General features: G+C 40.4%; 14 protein-coding genes. 8 read left to right on the plus strand and 6 right to left on the minus strand.

The features are described 5' to 3' along the window. Window positions 1-43 precede the first annotated feature (43 nt). From rpoZ to recG, 4 genes are read left to right on the plus strand one after another with little or no spacing between them, the layout of a single operon-like run. Window positions 44-319, plus strand: coding sequence for a DNA-directed RNA polymerase subunit omega (rpoZ, locus tag DK866_RS11180; RefSeq protein ID WP_006534607.1), 276 nt, complete (start codon window positions 44-46; stop codon window positions 317-319). A gap of 29 nt (window positions 320-348) precedes the next feature. After that, entirely contained in the window at window positions 349-2475 is a 2127-nt protein-coding gene (gene spoT / locus DK866_RS11185; protein WP_109408957.1) for a bifunctional GTP diphosphokinase/guanosine-3',5'-bis pyrophosphate 3'-pyrophosphohydrolase, read from the plus strand. 2 nt (window positions 2476-2477) lie between these two features. After that, a complete protein-coding gene (gene trmH, locus DK866_RS11190; protein WP_109408958.1) occupies window positions 2478-3200 on the plus strand; it encodes a tRNA (guanosine(18)-2'-O)-methyltransferase TrmH in 723 nt (240 codons plus the stop codon). 4 nt (window positions 3201-3204) lie between these two features. Further along, the gene (gene recG / locus DK866_RS11195; RefSeq protein WP_109408959.1) at window positions 3205-5292 is read left to right on the plus strand and encodes an ATP-dependent DNA helicase RecG; all 2088 of its coding nucleotides are present in this window, start codon (window positions 3205-3207) and stop codon (window positions 5290-5292) included. Window positions 5293-5440: 148 nt separating this feature from the next. Here recG and gltS read toward each other — a convergent pair whose 3' ends face one another. After that, window positions 5441-6655 carry a sodium/glutamate symporter gene (gene gltS / locus DK866_RS11200; protein ID WP_088494334.1) on the minus strand — a complete coding sequence of 405 codons (1215 nt, stop codon included), beginning with the start codon at window positions 6653-6655 and terminating at the stop codon, window positions 5441-5443. A gap of 241 nt (window positions 6656-6896) precedes the next feature. Between gltS and DK866_RS11205 the strand changes: the two genes are divergently transcribed. From DK866_RS11205 to DK866_RS11215, 3 genes are all read left to right on the plus strand, one after another. After that, a complete protein-coding gene (locus DK866_RS11205) occupies window positions 6897-8288 on the plus strand; it encodes a uracil-xanthine permease family protein (RefSeq protein ID WP_072068824.1) in 1392 nt (463 codons plus the stop codon). Window positions 8289-8489: 201 nt separating this feature from the next. Beyond that, window positions 8490-10166, plus strand: coding sequence for an AsmA family protein (locus tag DK866_RS11210; RefSeq protein ID WP_109408960.1), 1677 nt, complete (start codon window positions 8490-8492; stop codon window positions 10164-10166). Between the two features lie 87 nt (window positions 10167-10253). Next, the gene (locus DK866_RS11215; RefSeq protein WP_072068827.1) at window positions 10254-10493 is read left to right on the plus strand and encodes a hypothetical protein; all 240 of its coding nucleotides are present in this window, start codon (window positions 10254-10256) and stop codon (window positions 10491-10493) included. Window positions 10494-10574: 81 nt separating this feature from the next. On the opposite strand, the gene rluF is transcribed toward DK866_RS11215, so the two are convergent. The 5 genes from rluF to typA all read right to left on the minus strand — a co-directional run bounded on the left by rluF (window position 10575) and on the right by typA (window position 16074). After that, window positions 10575-11456, minus strand: coding sequence for a 23S rRNA pseudouridine(2604) synthase RluF (gene rluF, locus DK866_RS11220; protein ID WP_109408961.1), 882 nt, complete (start codon window positions 11454-11456; stop codon window positions 10575-10577). A 194-nt stretch (window positions 11457-11650) separates the two neighbouring features. Further along, complete coding sequence (fabY, locus tag DK866_RS11225; protein ID WP_109408962.1) at window positions 11651-12565, minus strand: fatty acid biosynthesis protein FabY; 915 nt, start codon at window positions 12563-12565, stop codon at window positions 11651-11653. 36 nt (window positions 12566-12601) lie between these two features. After that, window positions 12602-13039 (minus strand): D-aminoacyl-tRNA deacylase, encoded by a 438-nt coding sequence (gene dtd / locus DK866_RS11230; RefSeq protein WP_072068830.1) that lies wholly within the window; start codon window positions 13037-13039, stop codon window positions 12602-12604. A gap of 67 nt (window positions 13040-13106) precedes the next feature. Continuing rightward, complete coding sequence (gene yihX, locus DK866_RS11235) at window positions 13107-13724, minus strand: glucose-1-phosphatase (protein ID WP_109408963.1); 618 nt, start codon at window positions 13722-13724, stop codon at window positions 13107-13109. 514 nt (window positions 13725-14238) lie between these two features. Then, window positions 14239-16074: a ribosome-dependent GTPase TypA gene (gene typA, locus DK866_RS11245; RefSeq protein WP_072068832.1), complete on the minus strand. Its 1836-nt coding sequence runs from the start codon at window positions 16072-16074 to the stop codon at window positions 14239-14241. A 359-nt stretch (window positions 16075-16433) separates the two neighbouring features. On the opposite strand from typA, the gene glnA reads away from it, so the two are divergent. Beyond that, window positions 16434-17843, plus strand: a complete 1410-nt coding sequence (glnA, locus tag DK866_RS11250) for a glutamate--ammonia ligase (RefSeq protein WP_072068833.1) — start codon at window positions 16434-16436, stop codon at window positions 17841-17843. Window positions 17844-17940: the final 97 nt, after the last annotated feature.

A 17940-nucleotide genomic window follows, 5' to 3' on the forward strand; every position in this document is an offset into this window, starting at 1 on the left:
GTATTATGCCCAGTCATTTCGTTAATGGTGGAGTAACACAAATATGGCACGCGTAACCGTTCAAGACGCTGTAGAGAAAATTGGTAACCGTTTTGACCTCGTTCTGGTCGCAGCACGTCGTGCGCGTCAGTTACAAGTTGGCGCTAAAGATCCTTTAGTTCCAGAAGAAAATGATAAAATGACTGTTGTCGCGCTACGTGAAATCGAAGAAGGCCTGATTAACGGTAAAATTCTTGATGCTCGTGAACGCCAAGAGCAGCAAGAGCAAGAAGCAGCGGAATTACAAGCTGTTTCAGCGATTGCGGAAGGTCGTCGTTAATCGTTTTATAAAATAGGGGTAGGTCTGCCTTGTACCTGTTTGAAAGCCTGAATCAAATCGTTCAAAAATACTTGCCATCGGAGCAAGTTGAACAACTTAAAAAAGCCTTTATCGTCGCCCGAAATGCCCACGAGGGACAAACTCGTTCAAGTGGTGAGCCTTATATTACTCACCCTGTTGCGGTTGCGTGTATTCTCGCAGATATGCGATTAGACCACCAAACGCTTATGGCGGCGTTGTTGCATGATGTTATCGAAGATACGCCTGCAACCTTCCAAGATATCGAAAACCTATTTGGTAGTACGGTGGCCGATCTTGTTGAAGGTGTTTCTAAACTGGACAAATTAAAGTTTAGGGACAAAAAAGAGGCTCAGGCTGAAAACTTCCGTAAAATGATTATGGCGATGGTGAAAGATATCCGCGTCATTTTAATCAAACTGGCAGACCGCACTCACAATATGCGCACACTGGGTTCATTGCGCCCAGATAAACGTCGCCGTATTGCTCGCGAAACACTCGAAATCTATAGCCCTTTGGCCCACCGTTTAGGTATACATCATATCAAAACAGAGCTTGAAGAGCTGGGTTTCGAGGCACTACATCCTAATCGTTACCGTGTTATAAAAGAAGTCGTTAAGGCTGCTCGAGGTAACCGCAAAGAGATGATTAATAAAATCCTCTCTGAAATTGAAGGTCGCCTGACAGAAGCGCATATCGAATGCAAAGTTAACGGTCGCGAAAAACATCTTTACTCTATTTATCGAAAAATGTTGCTAAAAGAGCAACGTTTTCACTCGATTATGGATATCTACGCCTTTCGCGTTATCGTGAAAGAAGTTGATACCTGTTATCGCGTTTTAGGTCAAATGCACAGTCTTTATAAACCGCGCCCCGGTCGAGTTAAAGACTATATTGCCATCCCTAAAGCCAATGGCTATCAGTCTCTTCATACCTCACTTATTGGTCCTCATGGGGTACCAGTTGAAGTGCAAATTCGTACTGAAGATATGGATCAAATGGCTGAAATGGGGGTTGCAGCACATTGGGCTTATAAAGAGCAAGGTGAACAACCGGGCACAACTGCACAAGTAAGAGCTCAACGCTGGATGCAAAGTCTACTTGAATTGCAACAAAGCGCGGGTAGCTCATTCGAATTTATCGAAAACGTAAAATCAGACCTCTTTCCTGATGAAATCTACGTTTTCACGCCAGAAGGTCGCATTGTTGAATTACCAACGGGTGCGACTCCTGTCGATTTTGCTTATGCTGTACATACTGATATTGGTCATGCGTGTGTGGGCGCAAGAGTTGATAGACAACCTTATCCTCTTTCACAATCGCTACGCACAGGACAAACCGTTGAAATTATTACTGCTCCAGGTGCTCGACCAAACGCAGCTTGGCTAAACTTTGTCGTCAGCTCAAGAGCTCGTTCTAAAATTCGCCAACTTCTGAAAAATCTAAAACGCGAAGACTCTATTAATTTAGGTCGCCGTTTATTGAACCACGCTTTAGGTGAGCATAAACTCGCTGATATTTCAGCCGAGAATATTGAGCGTGAATTGAAGCGAATGAAGCTCCATTCCATTGATGACTTAATGGCTGAGATTGGTTTGGGTAACACCATGAGTGTTGTTGTAGCGCGTAATTTATTAATTGATACTCAAAATCAAGATGATAACGCACAAACAAATACAACTAATGATGAAACACCTAAACTACCAATTAAAGGTGCTGATGGCGTATTAATCTCCTTTGCTAAATGTTGTCGCCCTATTCCGGGTGATCCTATCGTGGCACATATTAGTCCAGGTAAAGGCTTAGTTATTCACCATGAATCTTGTCGTAATATTCGTGGTTACCAAAAAGAACCTGAAAAATTCATGCCTGTCGAGTGGGATAAAGAGATCAACAGTGATTTCATTACTGAAATTAAAGTCGATATGATTAACCACCAAGGTGCATTAGCAAACTTAACCGCAGCTATTAACGATGCAAACTCAAGTATTCAAAGTATGAATACAGAAGAGAAAGATGGTCGTGTGTATTGTGCTTTTATTCGCTTAACTGCGAAAGACAGGATTCAATTAGCCAATATCATGCGTAAACTTCGCATCATGCCAGACGTTCTGCGCGTTAGTCGTAATAAAAACTAGTCATGAATTCAATTCGATATGCCCGCATCTGCCAAATGATGGCGATGCGGCAACCTGACCTGACGGTTTGCCTTGAAGAAGTGCATAAATCCCATAACGTGGCGGCTGTTATAAGAACAGCTGATGCCGTGGGTATTCCTAAAATTCATGCTATTTGGCCTGAAGAAAAAATGCGAATGCTCGTATCACCAGCAGCAGGAAGTAACAGTTGGGTCAATGTAGAAACACACCCCACTATCACTGATGCAGTAGGTGTTTTTCGTACTCAAGGTATGCAAGTTCTTGCGACACATCTCTCAGATAAAGCCGTCGATTTTCGCGAGATTGATTACACTCGCCCAACTTGTATTATTATGGGACAGGAAAAAACAGGTATCTCACAAGATGCGATAGCGCTTGCCGATCAAGATATCATTGTTCCTATGATGGGGATGGTACAATCACTAAATGTTTCGGTTGCCAGTGCTTTAATTTTATATGAAGCACAACGCCAGCGTCAGGCAGCAGGTATGTATAATCGAACAGAGAGCACCTTAACAGAAGAAGAACAACAAATTCTGCTATTTGAAGGTGGATACCCAGTATTGGCAGAAGTTTCTCGTCGAAAAGGCCTGCCTCGCCCATACATTAATGATCATGGTGAAATTGAAGCACCTGATTCATGGTGGGCAGAAATGCAAATGACACAAAAGCAACTTAGGAAATTAAAAAAGACGGAGTATTGATCCCATGAAAGGAAAACTGCTTGATGCAATCCCCTTAACCACTCTTCACGGCGTAGGTGCAAGTCAGGCAGACAAGCTGGCAAAAATAGGGCTTGTGACTATTGAGGATTTGTTACTCCACCTTCCTTTGCGTTATGAAGATCAAACGCACCTCTATGCTATTAGTGATCTTCTTCCCGGTATCCCTGCTACTGTTTCAGGTGAAGTATTAAGAACCGAAGTCAGTTTTGGTCGACGAAAAATGATGACCTGCCAAATATCTGATGGCTCAGGTATTTTAACGCTTCGCTTTTTTAACTTTACGGCAGCAATGAAAAACAACCTTGCTCAAGGTAAACAAGTCACCGCCTATGGTGAAGTTAAGCGAGGAAGTCGGGGCCCTGAAATTATTCATCCTGAATATAAAATCAAAGTTGCAGGCTCTGAAGTTAAACTGCAAGAAACACTCACTCCCATCTATTCAACTACAGAAGGCTTACGCCAAACATCATTACGTAAATTAATAGAGCAAGCATTAGAATTGCTTGATACCTGTGCTATTAATGAATTATTGCCCGATCAATTTATTCATGGTTTACCCCCATTAGCCACCGCATTGCGCACTTTACATAATCCGCCTCCTGATATTGCCTTCACAGAGCTTGAAAAAGGGCAACACCCTGCACAAAAAAGACTTATCCTTGAAGAATTGTTGGCTCATAATTTAGGTATGCTGAATGCCAGAGCTGGTGCGCAATCTTATCGTGCAGAGCCACTGTTTATGCCAAGCACTTCCACATTACGCCAACAGTTTCTCGCAATGCTACCTTTTACCCCCACAAATGCTCAGCAACGTGTCGTCAATGAAATTGAAAATGATTTAGAAAAAAACTACCCGATGATGCGACTTATCCAAGGAGATGTCGGTTCAGGAAAAACACTAGTTGCAGCATTAAGTGCATTACGTGCTATTGCAAATGGTAAGCAAGTAGCGTTAATGGCCCCAACAGAATTATTAGCAGAACAACATGCATTGACGTTTAGAAAATGGTTTGAGCCTTTTGGTATTCAAGTGGGTTGGTTAGCTGGAAAGCAGAAAGGGAAAGCTCGCGAGGCACAGCAAAACGCCATTGCGAATGGTGAAGTTTCTATTATTATTGGTACTCATGCTATTTTCCAAGAACAAGTAAAGTTTCACTCCCTTGCCTTAGTCATTATTGATGAGCAACACCGTTTTGGAGTGCATCAACGTCTTGCTTTATGGAAAAAAGGTGAAGAGCAAGGTTTTCATCCTCATCAATTGGTGATGACAGCAACACCAATCCCGCGAACACTCGCAATGACTGCTTACGCCGATATGGATACCTCTATCATCGACGAATTACCTCCTGGACGGACACCAGTAACCACAGTTGCCATCCCCGATACTCGTCGTAATGATATTATTGAGCGTATTAGGCTCGCCTGTACAGAAGAGGATCGCCAAGCTTATTGGGTCTGTACATTAATTGAAGATTCCGACGTACTTGAAGCACAAGCAGCCCAAGTCATTTATGATGAACTTACACTCGCACTTCCTGAAATTAAAGTCGGGCTTGTACACGGTCGAATGAAACCTACTGAAAAACAAGCTGTTATGGCGGCTTTTAAAGAAAATGAATTACATCTTCTGGTCGCAACAACCGTTATCGAAGTTGGCGTTGATGTGCCTAATGCCAGTTTGATGATTATTGATAACCCAGAACGACTAGGCCTTGCACAGTTACACCAACTACGTGGACGTGTAGGTCGAGGCGCAATCGCCTCCCATTGTGTCTTGTTATATAAAACACCACTCACTCAAACAGCACGTTTGCGATTACAAGTATTAAGAGATAGCAATGATGGCTTTGTGATTGCCCAAAAAGATCTCGAAATTCGTGGCCCTGGTGAGCTTTTAGGTACTAAGCAAACAGGTAATGCGCAATTTAAAGTGGCTGATTTATTACGCGACCAAGGACTGATCCCTGAAGTACAACGTATTGCTCGTTACTTACATCAACACTACCCTAAGCATTCTCAAGCCTTAATCGAACGCTGGCTACCCGCTAAGACTCAATATAGCCAAGCGTAAGATCACTCTTTGCATCGCCTTAGCATGCCGTTAAACGCGATTTAGCATAGTATTGAAATAGAACACCATAAAAAAACACCCCAATGCTGAAAAACAACATTGGGGTGCAATTTAATACAGAGATATTTTTCAAGTTATAACGGTAAAACTATCCCGCTATCGGTGTAAAGAATGGTAGCAATAGATACAGTTTGATCACTATCGCATTCACAATATCAATAAAGAATGCCCCTACCATTGGTACGACTAAGAACGCAAGATGAGAAGGGCCAAAACGATCTGTAACGGCTTGCATATTAGCAATCGCTGTTGGTGTTGCCCCTAAACCAAAACCACAGTGACCCGCCGCTAAAATCGCCGCATCGTAGTTTTTACCCATCACACGGAATGTCACAAAAATAGCGTACAACGCCATAACACCCGCCTGAACACCAAGAATAACCAGCATTGGGATCGCCAGTGAAGCCAGTTCCCATAATTTTAGGCTCATTAATGCCATCGCTAAAAATAACGATAAACTCACGTTACCTAAAACTGACACAGCTCTATCAAAAACACGGTAGAACCCAAGCATTGAGAGGCTGTTACTTAAAATAACACCAATAAACAGGACACACACAAAGGTTGGTAATGAGAATGCAGTACCTTCTAATAATTGAGAAAGGAATGTGCCCGCCATTAAACAGATAGAGATCATCGCAATAGTTTCTAACAATACCATTGAAGTAATCATTCTACCTGTAGTGGGTTTCTCAAACGCCGTTGGCATTTCATGATCATCAGCACCAAGTCCTGGTGTTGGAATATTCTTGATTAAGTAACGTGCAACTGGGCCACCAATCAATCCACCTAAAACCAAACCAAAGGTTGCACACGCCATTGCGACTTCAGACGCACTCATGAAGCCATAACTTTCAACGAACGTTTTACCCCAAGCAGCCCCTGTACCATGACCACCCGATAATGTAATCGAGCCTGCAAGTAATCCCATCAAAGGATCAAGGCCTAACATTTTCGCCAATGCAATACCGACTGTGTTTTGCACTAGCAACAACCCAACAACAACAAAGATGAAAATAAAAAGCGCTTTTCCTCCCGCTTTTAAGCTCGCGAGGTTCGCGTTTAAACCGATCGTTGCAAAGAAGGCTAGCATTAATGGATCTTTAAGTGAGAGGTCAAAACTCACTTCCCAATCCATAAAAGATTTAAATGCTAATAAAAGAACTGCAACAAGTAGCCCACCTGCAACAGGTTCTGGGATCGTATACCGTTCTAAAAAAGGAACAGATTTCACTAACTTACGTCCGATCAAGAGAACCAAAGTGGCCGCAACCAGCGTGCCATAAACATCAAGATGATACATTTATGTACCCCGTCTTATTTGTTAATTTTATATAAAAATACTACGACGCTAAGTTCATCCATAAACAACGCCAAAAGCAGGTATCCCCGATTAGAAAAAAAAATGGCGACAAACACAAGTTAAAACATATAAAAATGTGAGCGCCTCTTATGCATTTTGATAACATCATTTTCACGCAAACGATTGCTTTTGTGGCGTAGATCATTAAAATACCGTTTTTGTCGAATAAGAAATTCACACCATGGTTACTTCAGAAAATCAAAAATTGCCTAAAGATAGTGATGTTTCAGTTAAAAAAAATAGCGAGCTTCTTTTTGCTTTAGAAGAAAAACCGCCATTAGCTCAAACGCTTTTTGCCGCTTGCCAACATCTTTTAGCCATGTTTGTCGCAGTTATCACACCTGCGATCCTCATTTGCCAAGCCTTAGGATTACCTGCACACGATACCCAACGCATTATCAGCATGTCTTTATTTGCATCAGGAATTGCCTCTTTAATACAAATTCGTGCATGGGGACCAATTGGTTCAGGATTATTATCGATTCAAGGAACTAGTTTTAACTTTGTTGCTCCTTTAATTATGGGAGGATTAGCACTGAAAAATGGAGGGGCTGATATCCCAACAATGATGGCCGCCCTTTTTGGAACATTAATGGTCGCCTCATTAACAGAAATCGTTCTTTCACGCGTACTTCATTTGGCAAGACGTATCATAACGCCTTTAGTATCTGGTGTGGTCGTGATGATTATTGGTCTCTCATTAATTCAAGTGGGATTAACCTCTATTGGTGGCGGCTATGCAGCTATTGAAAATAATACTTTTGGTTCGCCACAGAACTTATTATTAGCAGGCTCGGTCCTCATTGTTATTATTTTACTGAATCGACAAAAAAATCCTTATTTGCGTGTTGCCTCTTTAGTCATAGCTATGGCTGTGGGTTATATTCTTGCTTGGGCTCTGGATATGTTACCAACACCAGTGGAGCATCAAGAAACGCCAATGATGACGATCCCTGAACCATTTTATTATGGGCTATCATTTGATTGGCACCTGCTTATTCCCTTAATGCTCGTGTTTATGATCACCTCACTGGAAACCATTGGCGATATCACAGCCACGTCTGATGTCTCTGAACAACCGGTTAGCGGCCCTGTTTATATGAAACGTATTAAAGGGGGAGTCTTGGCTAATGGGATTAACTCCATGGTATCAGCATTTTTCAATACCTTTCCAAACTCCTGTTTTGGTCAAAATAACGGTGTTATTCAATTAACGGGTGTTGCCAGTCGTTATGTGGGTTATGTTGTGGCGGCCATGTTGGTTGTTTTGGGTTTATTTCCTTTCGTTGCAGAATTTGTACAACGAATTCCTGAGCCTGTATTAGGTGGTGCTACGCTTGTTATGTTCGGCACCATAGCGGCCTCAGGTGTACGTATTGTTTCGAAAGAAGCGCTAAATCGCCGAGCAATTATGATCCTTGCGATTTCACTAGCCGTAGGATTAGGAGTTTCCCAACAGCCTCAAATATTGCAGTTTGCTCCTGATTGGCTAAAAACATTGCTATCATCAGGTATTGCTGCTGGTGGATTAACTGCAATTATTTTAAATCTAATTTTCCCTCCAGAAAAATAAATCTTAAAAACGGAACAGCGGAAAAACATAAACGCCATTTTTCTCACTGAGAAATGGCGTTTTATTTTTATCTTATTTATATCGCTTACATTAATAAACAGGTGAAATAACGTAGATTTACCCGATGAATACTTGAGCATCGCTTAGTTTTCAGGCATAACTGTATAATGTTTTGATGGAGTATAAAACAGGAGAAGGGCAATGCGCTGGCTGATGAAAAGTATGGTATCTCTGATACTTATCGTTATTTTATTTATTATTATAATTTACGCTTTTATTCAGACTCAGTGGGGAGCGCAAAAGACAAGCGAATGGCTAACACAATATACTGATTACGATATTCGCTTCTCAGGTATTGAACATGACCTCATGCAGCCAGAACAAGTTATTGTTCATGATCTCTCTGTTAACCCTAAACAAGACAAAACAACTGTCTTCGCAAAATCAGCACAAATTCGATTTAATTGGCAATTTTTTACTGCCCCTTCTCACCTGCAAAAAATTACATTAGAAAATGGCAATATTGAATTTACCAATAAGGCTCCATCAATACCGTTAAGCGCTGATATTCTGCAATTTAAAAATATGATTTTAAACAGTACCAATACGGATTTTTCTTTCGAAGCAAACAAAGTCACGGGGGGAATTACACCTTGGGCACCTACATCGGAAGATTTTATTGGAGCTGGCCATTTTCAATTTTCCATTGCTAATGGCGCAATAAATAATAATGAATTCAGTAACTTCATTATTTCTGGTCAATATCAACCAAATAATATTCAAATAGAAAAACTAGGAACGCGTTTACTTAATGGCTCACTCTCATTAAGTGGTCAATATCAAGATAATCAATGGAAGTTTGATGAAGTTTATATGAATGGCCTACGTTGGCAATCCTCTCAAACCTTCAGTGATTTAATACAATCAATCTCTAAATACCCACACATTAGCATAAGAGCGCTTAATATTGTTGATTTTACGGCTGAAGGAAAACAGTGGGCCGTAAGTGGTTTTGATGGTCAATTTTCTCAATTTGATTGGGATAAAAACCTCACATTCACAATGGGTGAACTCAACGCAAATGACGTTGTTTTTCAAGATGAACATTTCACTGATCTTATCGCAAAACTGAATCAGCAAAACAATCAGCTCAATCTAGATAACCTCAGCCTACGCTATGAGAAAGGCTTAATTAAACTTGCAGGTGATTGGAATAAAGACTCGAAAACTATCTCTATTCATGAAGCGACACTTTCAGGCCTTTTATACACACTCCCTGAAAATTGGCTCACTTTTTTAGCGAAACCTATTGATAATAGCAGTGATATTCAAAATATTACTATCGAACAGTTATCCATAAACCAATCAATTTTGATTGATATTACACCAGAGTTTCCTTTCCAATTCACAGGGTTAACAGGAAAACTGCAAAATTTAATTATTGCAAAAGAAGGTGAATGGGGATTATGGCAAGGTTCAGCTATATTAAATGCAGATAGTGGGACATTAAATAGAATTGAATTACGTCGACCTGATCTACACCTTGTCACTCAACAAGATAATGCAATTGTTGAGCAATATTCGGCCTTTATTGGTGATGGTATTGTACGAGGCTCAGCAGGTTTAGTGCAATCTAACCAACAACGTCAGTTCTCACTCATTGCTAATGGGCTCAATGTGCCTTTATCAACGCCTTATACATTAGGTTTAAAAACAACCTACTCTGATGAAATAGGCCAATTTACACTAAAATTGAAAGGTAATTTACGTGCGAGCCCAGTAATATCAACACTCAATGGTACGTTGACTGGAAGTAAAGGTGAGCAACAAATACTCAATTCAGAAATACAAAATGGTGAAATAATTAATCATCTATAATATTGATCTTTCGCAGGAGCACGGATTGCTCCCTTAATAAAAAGCGTTACAATGCGCTATTGCCCTTTTCTTTATTGTGGAGTTTTCATGTCTGACGAAGATTTTTCCCCTGAAAAAATATCTTTAAACACGTTTCAACAATCTCCTTTAACTGCACTTGAAGATAACAGCACACTGCTTGTGTGCGATGACAACAAAACTCCGTTGTTCTATTGCCTCTCTAAAGAAGACTATGACGCCTTAATTGAACGGGTTATGGATGCCGAACTTGCAGCGATTGTGCTTGAACGTCGCCAAAATAAATTAGATGAGTTGAATTTAGACTAATTTTATTGATGCCTAAATAGAACAAACAAAAAACACCCTTTCAGGTGTTTTTTTGTTTTTATCGCATCTTCAAAAATAAACTTAGCGTTTTTTCTTTTTACGACCAGGCTGAACAAAACGCTTACGGGAATTATTTTCCGTTTCTTTGGTTTTTGTTTGAGGAATATGAATACCCAAGGCTTTTGCATTACTACTGACTTGTTTTTTCGGCTTATTTTGCTTTGGTTTTGGTGGTGCTTCAGAAGTTGATTTTTCAATCGCGTCAAATAAGGTAATCAGTTCATCATCGGTCAGGTCACGCCATTCACCAACAGGCAATCCCGATAAGCTCACATTCATAATACGAATACGTTCAAGCTTAGTGACTTCATAACCAAAATACTCACACATACGGCGAATTTGGCGATTTAGCCCTTGAACTAAGGTAATACGAAACACCATCGGCGCTTCTTTCTTCACCTTACATTTCTTGGTTTTTTGTCCCATGATAGGAACGCCTGCACCCATTCCATGAATAAACTCATCAGTGATCGGTTTATTCACTGTCACAAGGTACTCTTTTTCGTGATCGTTACCTGCACGTAAGATTTTATTAACTAAATCACCGTGGTTAGTCAGGAAAATCAATCCCTGTGAATCTTTATCTAAACGTCCAATTGGAAAAATACGAGTACTGTGGTTAACATAATCAACAATATTATCTTTTTCGCCATCATCAGTGGTACTGACAATACCCACAGGTTTATTCAGCGCAATCAGCACCAGCTCAGAATTATCCTGTGCTTCAATCAATCGACCATTAACTTTGACTTCATCGCCAGCAAATACTTGGTCGCCGATACTAGCGCGTTTGCCATTAATAAGGACAAGTCCTTGCTCAATATAACGGTCAGCCTCACGGCGTGAGCAGATCCCGCTTTCACTGATATATTTATTAAGACGAGTAGATAAATTGGTGTCCATGCTTCCCTCCGTAAACTGCGAAATATACATCAATTGGATCGCGATAGAAACACTTTGCCATTCTCCTCGCCCTAAAGGACAGAGTTTTGTGGCTCACCTAATAAGATAAGCATTAAAGTATAGATTAATTATCCACATTCTTTAACGCAAAAAAGATAAAAAATCATTAAATTCAATTAATTAACTTTAACCACCTAACATTGCTTGTTTTGTGCAGGTAAAACAATATAAGTACCACTAAAAACAGCACCAACTCCTTCATCACCGCAAATATCGACATCTAACTTAATACGTGCCTTACTTCCCTTTGCTAATCGTCCTAAATCACCACTTAAATTTTCCATATCAGCAACGGCAGCGGGACGCCCTGAAACAGGTTTACGATAACGAATATGGGCATCCACCAGCACAATATCACCTTGTAATTTATGCTCTTGCATTAATAACCAAATCAATCCCCAACCTGTTAAGGTGGCAAGTGAAAATTGACTACCAGCAAAAATGGTGTGATGGGGGTTTTGATTTCCCGCTTCTGGGATAGTGGTATAAAAACGAGTTCCCGTATATTGAGTGATGCGTAATCCCATTTTTTCACTTAATGGGATATGTTGATGCCACTGTTTTTGTAATTCAGCACACCAATCAGGCCGATGAAGAATATCATCTAAGGACTCAATACTTTTTTTCATAAAGAAATGCTTTATGGGTGTTGTTTGTGGACCTGTAACTAGGCCACAATTTTCATAACCCAATTTTTCAAAGAAGCTTACAGACTCTTCTCTTGCACTGCACACGATCCGTTTTATACCTTCTTGGCGAGCCAATGACTCTAGTGCCATGGCAACAAGAGTACCTAAGCCTTTACCTTGCGCATCAGTGCGTACCGCCATAAAGCGGATAGCCCCTTCGTTATCCGCATTAATATAAAGTCGCCCAATTGCAACGGGTTGTCCGGTTTCATCAACAACCATTTGGTGATGAGCAAAGGTATCATACCCGTCTTTTTCAGAGCCTTCAGGTTGATGTAGAGGTTTACGAAGCATTTCCCAACGAAAAGCATAATAGGCCTCAAATTCGGCCTCTGTTTTTGGGGTTCGTAAATGGTACATATCTGAGCTCCTTTTAACATCACGGTACGGTTGACGTTATACCTGCAACCAGAAGGTAACAGGGCCATCATTAGTCAGTGTGATTTGCATATCTGCGGCAAATTGGCCTGTTTGCGTTTCTAAGCCTTGCAGCTGGCACTGTTCAATAAAGTAGTGATAGAGATTTTTCGCTAATTCTGGAGGCGCGCCGTTCGAAAATCCTGGGCGCATTCCTTTTTGTGTTTCTGCGGCAAGAGTGAATTGAGAGACAACTAATAAACTGCCACCAGCTTGTTGCACATTTAGGTTCATTTTGTCGTTTTCATCACTAAAGATGCGATAACCGCACACTTTTTCACATAATCTTTTGGCTTTCTGTTCGTTGTCGTCTTTCTCTACACCTAATAAAACCAATAAGCCTTGATTAATAGCGCCCACTGTTTCACCAGCAATATCCACGTTTGCCTGTGTCACTCGTTGAATTAACGCGATCATACTCTCTCCAAAATGAATCAATAAAAAAGGATAACAAATTCAATATATTGTTATCCTTACAATAGCATTATTCTTCTACCGGGAGAGAAAAATCATAATCTTTAAAATAGTCAATGATGGTTTGTTTATCAATGACATGCACACCTTTTATTCCCACAGCAATGGCAGCATCAACGTTGGCTTTTACATCATCAAAGAAAACAGCATCTTGTGCTTCAATATCTTCAGACTGTAAAACATATTTATAGATTTCAGGATCAGGCTTTCTCATTCCAATATCTTGAGATAGATAGAGAAAATCTGCGGAAGCTGCAATTTCAGGATAGTGTTCTGGCCAATAATCTTGGTGTAAGCGATTAGTATTTGATAATACCACAACCCGATGTCCTTGCTCTCTTAATTTATTCATTATATCAATGACTTCGGGGCGAACTGCGATAAAAATAGCCTGCCATCCTTCAGCAAACTGTTCAAAGCTTAAATTCATGCCTAATTCTGAACTGATTTCTTCTGCAAATTCGATGTCTGTAATATTGCCGCGTTCGTGTAATTTAAAGATCTCTCCTGTGGTGAAGTTCTTTTTTATGTTCGCTAATGGAACACCACTGAGTTTACTCCATACTGCGAATACCCGGTTAAAATCGATATCAATAATCACATTACCCATATCAAAGATATAAAGCATAAATCCTCTCCATAATAGAAAACTCATTTTACTTTAATCATAAATCGCTTTACTGAACAGGCTTAAACGCTAAAAAAGTACAATAATCACACTTAATTTTTTTGTAAAACATAAAACCAGAATAGTGAAAGACGAAAAATGAGACTAAAAGCATCATTATCTATAATGCATAATAAGGTGGATGATGATTTTTGATATTGATACCAGAAAACAACTTATAAGTTGTATTTTGAGTGATAAACAACACTTAAGTTGTAAATTTAACTTGAAGAATAAAAGGCAAGAAAAGAGAGGAAGAAAAACTTATGCGATGGTAAATAAACCACCGCATTCGTCTTATAGTACTGATAGTACCTATACTCTAAATAATTTGAATTACAGATAGGCGGGGAACATAGATAAACTATGTAACTCGACTAGTTGAGTGTAATCAACACCCCTGTAACTTAAAGTATGACGAGTATAAACTCAGGGCGCTAACGCGCCCTAAGAATTATGTTATCAGAATAATGAATTAGTCTTTGCTACGGTAAGCACGACGACGATCATTTTCTGACAGATAACGCTTACGCAGACGGATAGACTGCGGAGTTACTTCAACTAACTCATCGTCATCAATAAATTCTAATGCTTGTTCTAATGTTTGTTTCAGGTGTGGAGTCAGCGTTGTCGCCTCATCGGTACCAGAAGCACGCATGTTAGTCAGCTTTTTACCCGTCAAGCAGTTTACTGTTAAGTCATTAGAGCGAGTATGAATACCAATTACTTGGCCTTCATAAACTTCTGCACCATGAGTAACGAATAATTTACCGCGGTCTTGTAAGCTATACAGTGCGTAAGCAACGGCTTTACCTTGGCCATTAGAGATCATAACACCGTTATTACGGCGACCGATTTCACCAGGGCGAACATCATCATAATGACTGAATGTTGCATACAGTAAACCAGTACCTGATGTCATGGTCATAAATTCAGTACGGAAACCAATCAGACCACGGCTAGGGATAATGTAGTCTAAACGTACACGTCCTTTACCATCTGGTTGCATATCGCGCATTTCACCTTTACGCTCACCCATCGCTTGCATCACATCACCTTGGTGCTGTTCTTCAATGTCGATAGTAACTTGTTCGAAAGGCTCTTGTTTACGGCCGTCAATATCACGGAAGATAACTTTAGGACGAGATACACCTAATTCGTAACCTTCACGACGCATATTTTCAATCAGAACTGACAGGTGAAGCTCACCACGACCTGATACACGGAATGCATCTGGATCTTCAGTTTCTTCTACACGTAATGCAACGTTATGGACTAACTCTTTTTTCAGACGATCTAAAATCTGACGAGAAGTCACGAATTTACCTTCACGACCACAGAATGGTGAAGTATTAACACAGAAATACATGCTAACAGTTGGTTCATCAACGGCTAATGCAGGTAGCGCTTCAACAGCACCGACTTCACAAATCGTATCAGAGATATTCAGTTCACCTAAACCAGTGATTGCAATGATATCGCCAGCTTCAGCAACATCAACTTCGATACGCTCTAAGCCTAAATGGCCTAAAACTTTACCGACTTTACCGTTACGGGTATTACCTTCGCTATCGATGATAGTCACTTGTTGGTTAGGTTTAACCTTACCACGCTTAATACGACCGATACCGATAACACCCATGTAGTTGTTGTAGTCCAACTGAGAAATTTGCATCTGGAATGTACCTTCCAGATCCACTTTTGGTGGCTCTACATATTTGACAATAGCTTCATATAACGGAGTCATATCTTCAGCCATGTCATTGTAATCTGTTCCCGCAATACCATTTAATGCAGATGCATAGATAATTGGGAAATCAAGTTGTTCGTCAGTTGCACCTAAGTTTACGAACAGGTCAAATACCTGATCAACAACCCAGTCTGGACGCGCACCAGGGCGGTCAACTTTATTGATAACAACAATAGGTTTTAAGTTGTTAGCAAATGCTTTTTGTGTCACAAAACGAGTTTGTGGCATTGGGCCATCCATCGCGTCAACCAGCAATAGAACGCAGTCTACCATAGACATAACGCGTTCTACCTCACCACCGAAGTCGGCGTGTCCTGGGGTATCTACGATATTGATACGATAGTCATTCCATTTAATCGCTGTATTTTTCGCAAGAATAGTAATTCCGCGCTCTCTTTCGAGATCATTTGAGTCCATCACGCGCTCAGCAACGGTTTCACGTTCACCGAACGTACCAGATTGCTGTAGTAATTTATCGACGATAGTTGTTTTACCATGGTCAACGTGGGCGATGATGGCGATATTACGCAAGTTTTCGATCACAAAATTTGCCTCAGGCATTGTAGAAATAAGCGCAGTATTGTACACGCTTTAGACGAGAGACTAAACAAGATCACAATAATGATTGCTTAACAATATGCAATTAATTGAATTGTGATCCTTTTCACGCCTCAGAATTTAGTAGCATCCGTTCGATTGCACCAAAATAGTGCAACTAATTAGGCTTAATTTGCACCAACTTTGTGCAATAATTAAAAAATCACAGGAGATATTCTACACTAAACTTCATCAATACAGTATATATCCCTTTTTAGATAAGTTGGCATGCTTTTCGCAATAGAATTTAGGTGAGCAAAAAATTCACCGAAAAATGTGTAAGGCCACTGCACTCAATAAAACCATTCGCCAGGAGAGTTCCTATGTCCCTTGAACATGTGTTATCCATGATTGAAGAACATAAAGTTAGATATATTGACTTACGTTTCACTGATACCCGCGGTAAAGAACAACATCTTACTATTCCGGCTCATCAGGTTAACGATGATTTCTTTGAAGAAGGAAAAATGTTCGATGGTTCCTCTATTGGTGGCTGGAAAGGCATTAACGAATCAGACATGGTACTGATGCCAGATGCAACAACCGCAATGCTCGACCCATTCTTTCAAGATCCAACCCTGATTATTCGTTGTGATGTGCTAGAACCGGGCACAATGAAAGGTTATGACCGCGATCCACGCTCTATCTCAAAACGTGCTGAAGATTATTTAAAATCAAGTGGTATTGCAGACACCGTATTATTTGGGCCAGAACCTGAATTCTTCCTGTTTGATGATATTCGTTTTAAAAACGATATTTCAGGTGCTTCTTACGCTATCAACGATATTGAAGCTGCTTGGAACACCAACACAAAATATGAAGACGGTAACAAAGGGCACCGCCCTATGGTTAAAGGCGGTTATTTCCCGCTGCCACCTGTTGATTCATCACAAGATATTCGTTCTACCATGTGTAACATTATGGAAGAAATGGGCTTAGTGGTTGAAGCACACCATCATGAAGTGGCAACAGCAGGTCAAAACGAAGTGGCGACTCGCTTCAATACCATGACCAAAAAAGCAGATGAAACCCAAATTTATAAATACGTGGTACAAAATGTAGCTCACGTATTTGGTAAAACAGCGACCTTTATGCCAAAACCTCTTGTGGGTGATAACGGTTCAGGTATGCACTGCCATATGTCACTGTCTAAAAACGGTGTAAACCTGTTCGCGGGCGATAAATACGGCGGATTATCTGAAATGGCGCTGTATTACATCGGCGGTATTATCAAACATGCTCGTGCACTCAATGCGTTTACTAACCCAACAACTAACTCTTATAAACGTTTAGTTCCGGGTTTTGAAGCTCCTGTTATGTTGGCTTATTCCGCACGTAACCGCTCGGCATCAATTCGTATTCCAGTGGTTGCCAGCATGAAAGCACGCCGTATTGAAGTACGCTTCCCTGATCCTTTAGCAAACCCTTATCTCGCGTTTGCAGCTCAGTTAATGGCTGGTCTTGATGGAATTATCAATAAAATTCACCCTGGTGATGCTATGGATAAGAATCTCTATGACTTACCACCAGAAGAAGCAAAAGAGATCCCAACTGTCGCAGGTTCACTAGAGGAAGCATTAAATACACTGAATGCTGATCGTGAGTTCTTAACTCGTGGTGGTGTATTTACCGACGATGCTATTGATGCTTATTTAGAATTATTACGTGCAGATGTTCAACGTGTACGTATGGCTCCACATCCTCTTGAATTTGAAATGTATTACAGCGCTTAAGATAAGTTTTACCGATAAAAACTTAAGCCAAGATGTAAAACTGTTTTTTTTGCCGTGAAGCTATTTTGCCCATCTTCGGATGGGCACTTTTCTCCCA

Source organism: Proteus genomosp. 4 str. ATCC 51469 (assembly GCF_003144375.1).
Taxonomy (GTDB): domain Bacteria; phylum Pseudomonadota; class Gammaproteobacteria; order Enterobacterales; family Enterobacteriaceae; genus Proteus.

What these genes read in the sequence shown, in the direction of transcription:
- rpoZ (WP_006534607.1), top strand. Translation starts at nt 44, where the DNA reads ATGGCACGCGTAACCGTTCAAGACGCTGTAGAGAAAATTGGTAACCGT.
- trmH (WP_109408958.1), top strand. Translation starts at nt 2,478, where the DNA reads ATGAATTCAATTCGATATGCCCGCATCTGCCAAATGATGGCGATGCGG.
- recG (WP_109408959.1), top strand. Translation starts at nt 3,205, where the DNA reads ATGAAAGGAAAACTGCTTGATGCAATCCCCTTAACCACTCTTCACGGC.
- gltS (WP_088494334.1), bottom strand. Translation starts at nt 6,655, where the DNA reads ATGTATCATCTTGATGTTTATGGCACGCTGGTTGCGGCCACTTTGGTT.
- DK866_RS11205 (WP_072068824.1), top strand. Translation starts at nt 6,897, where the DNA reads ATGGTTACTTCAGAAAATCAAAAATTGCCTAAAGATAGTGATGTTTCA.
- DK866_RS11210 (WP_109408960.1), top strand. Translation starts at nt 8,490, where the DNA reads ATGCGCTGGCTGATGAAAAGTATGGTATCTCTGATACTTATCGTTATT.
- DK866_RS11215 (WP_072068827.1), top strand. Translation starts at nt 10,254, where the DNA reads ATGTCTGACGAAGATTTTTCCCCTGAAAAAATATCTTTAAACACGTTT.
- rluF (WP_109408961.1), bottom strand. Translation starts at nt 11,456, where the DNA reads ATGGACACCAATTTATCTACTCGTCTTAATAAATATATCAGTGAAAGC.
- fabY (WP_109408962.1), bottom strand. Translation starts at nt 12,565, where the DNA reads ATGTACCATTTACGAACCCCAAAAACAGAGGCCGAATTTGAGGCCTAT.
- dtd (WP_072068830.1), bottom strand. Translation starts at nt 13,039, where the DNA reads ATGATCGCGTTAATTCAACGAGTGACACAGGCAAACGTGGATATTGCT.
- yihX (WP_109408963.1), bottom strand. Translation starts at nt 13,724, where the DNA reads ATGCTTTATATCTTTGATATGGGTAATGTGATTATTGATATCGATTTT.
- typA (WP_072068832.1), bottom strand. Translation starts at nt 16,074, where the DNA reads ATGCCTGAGGCAAATTTTGTGATCGAAAACTTGCGTAATATCGCCATC.
- glnA (WP_072068833.1), top strand. Translation starts at nt 16,434, where the DNA reads ATGTCCCTTGAACATGTGTTATCCATGATTGAAGAACATAAAGTTAGA.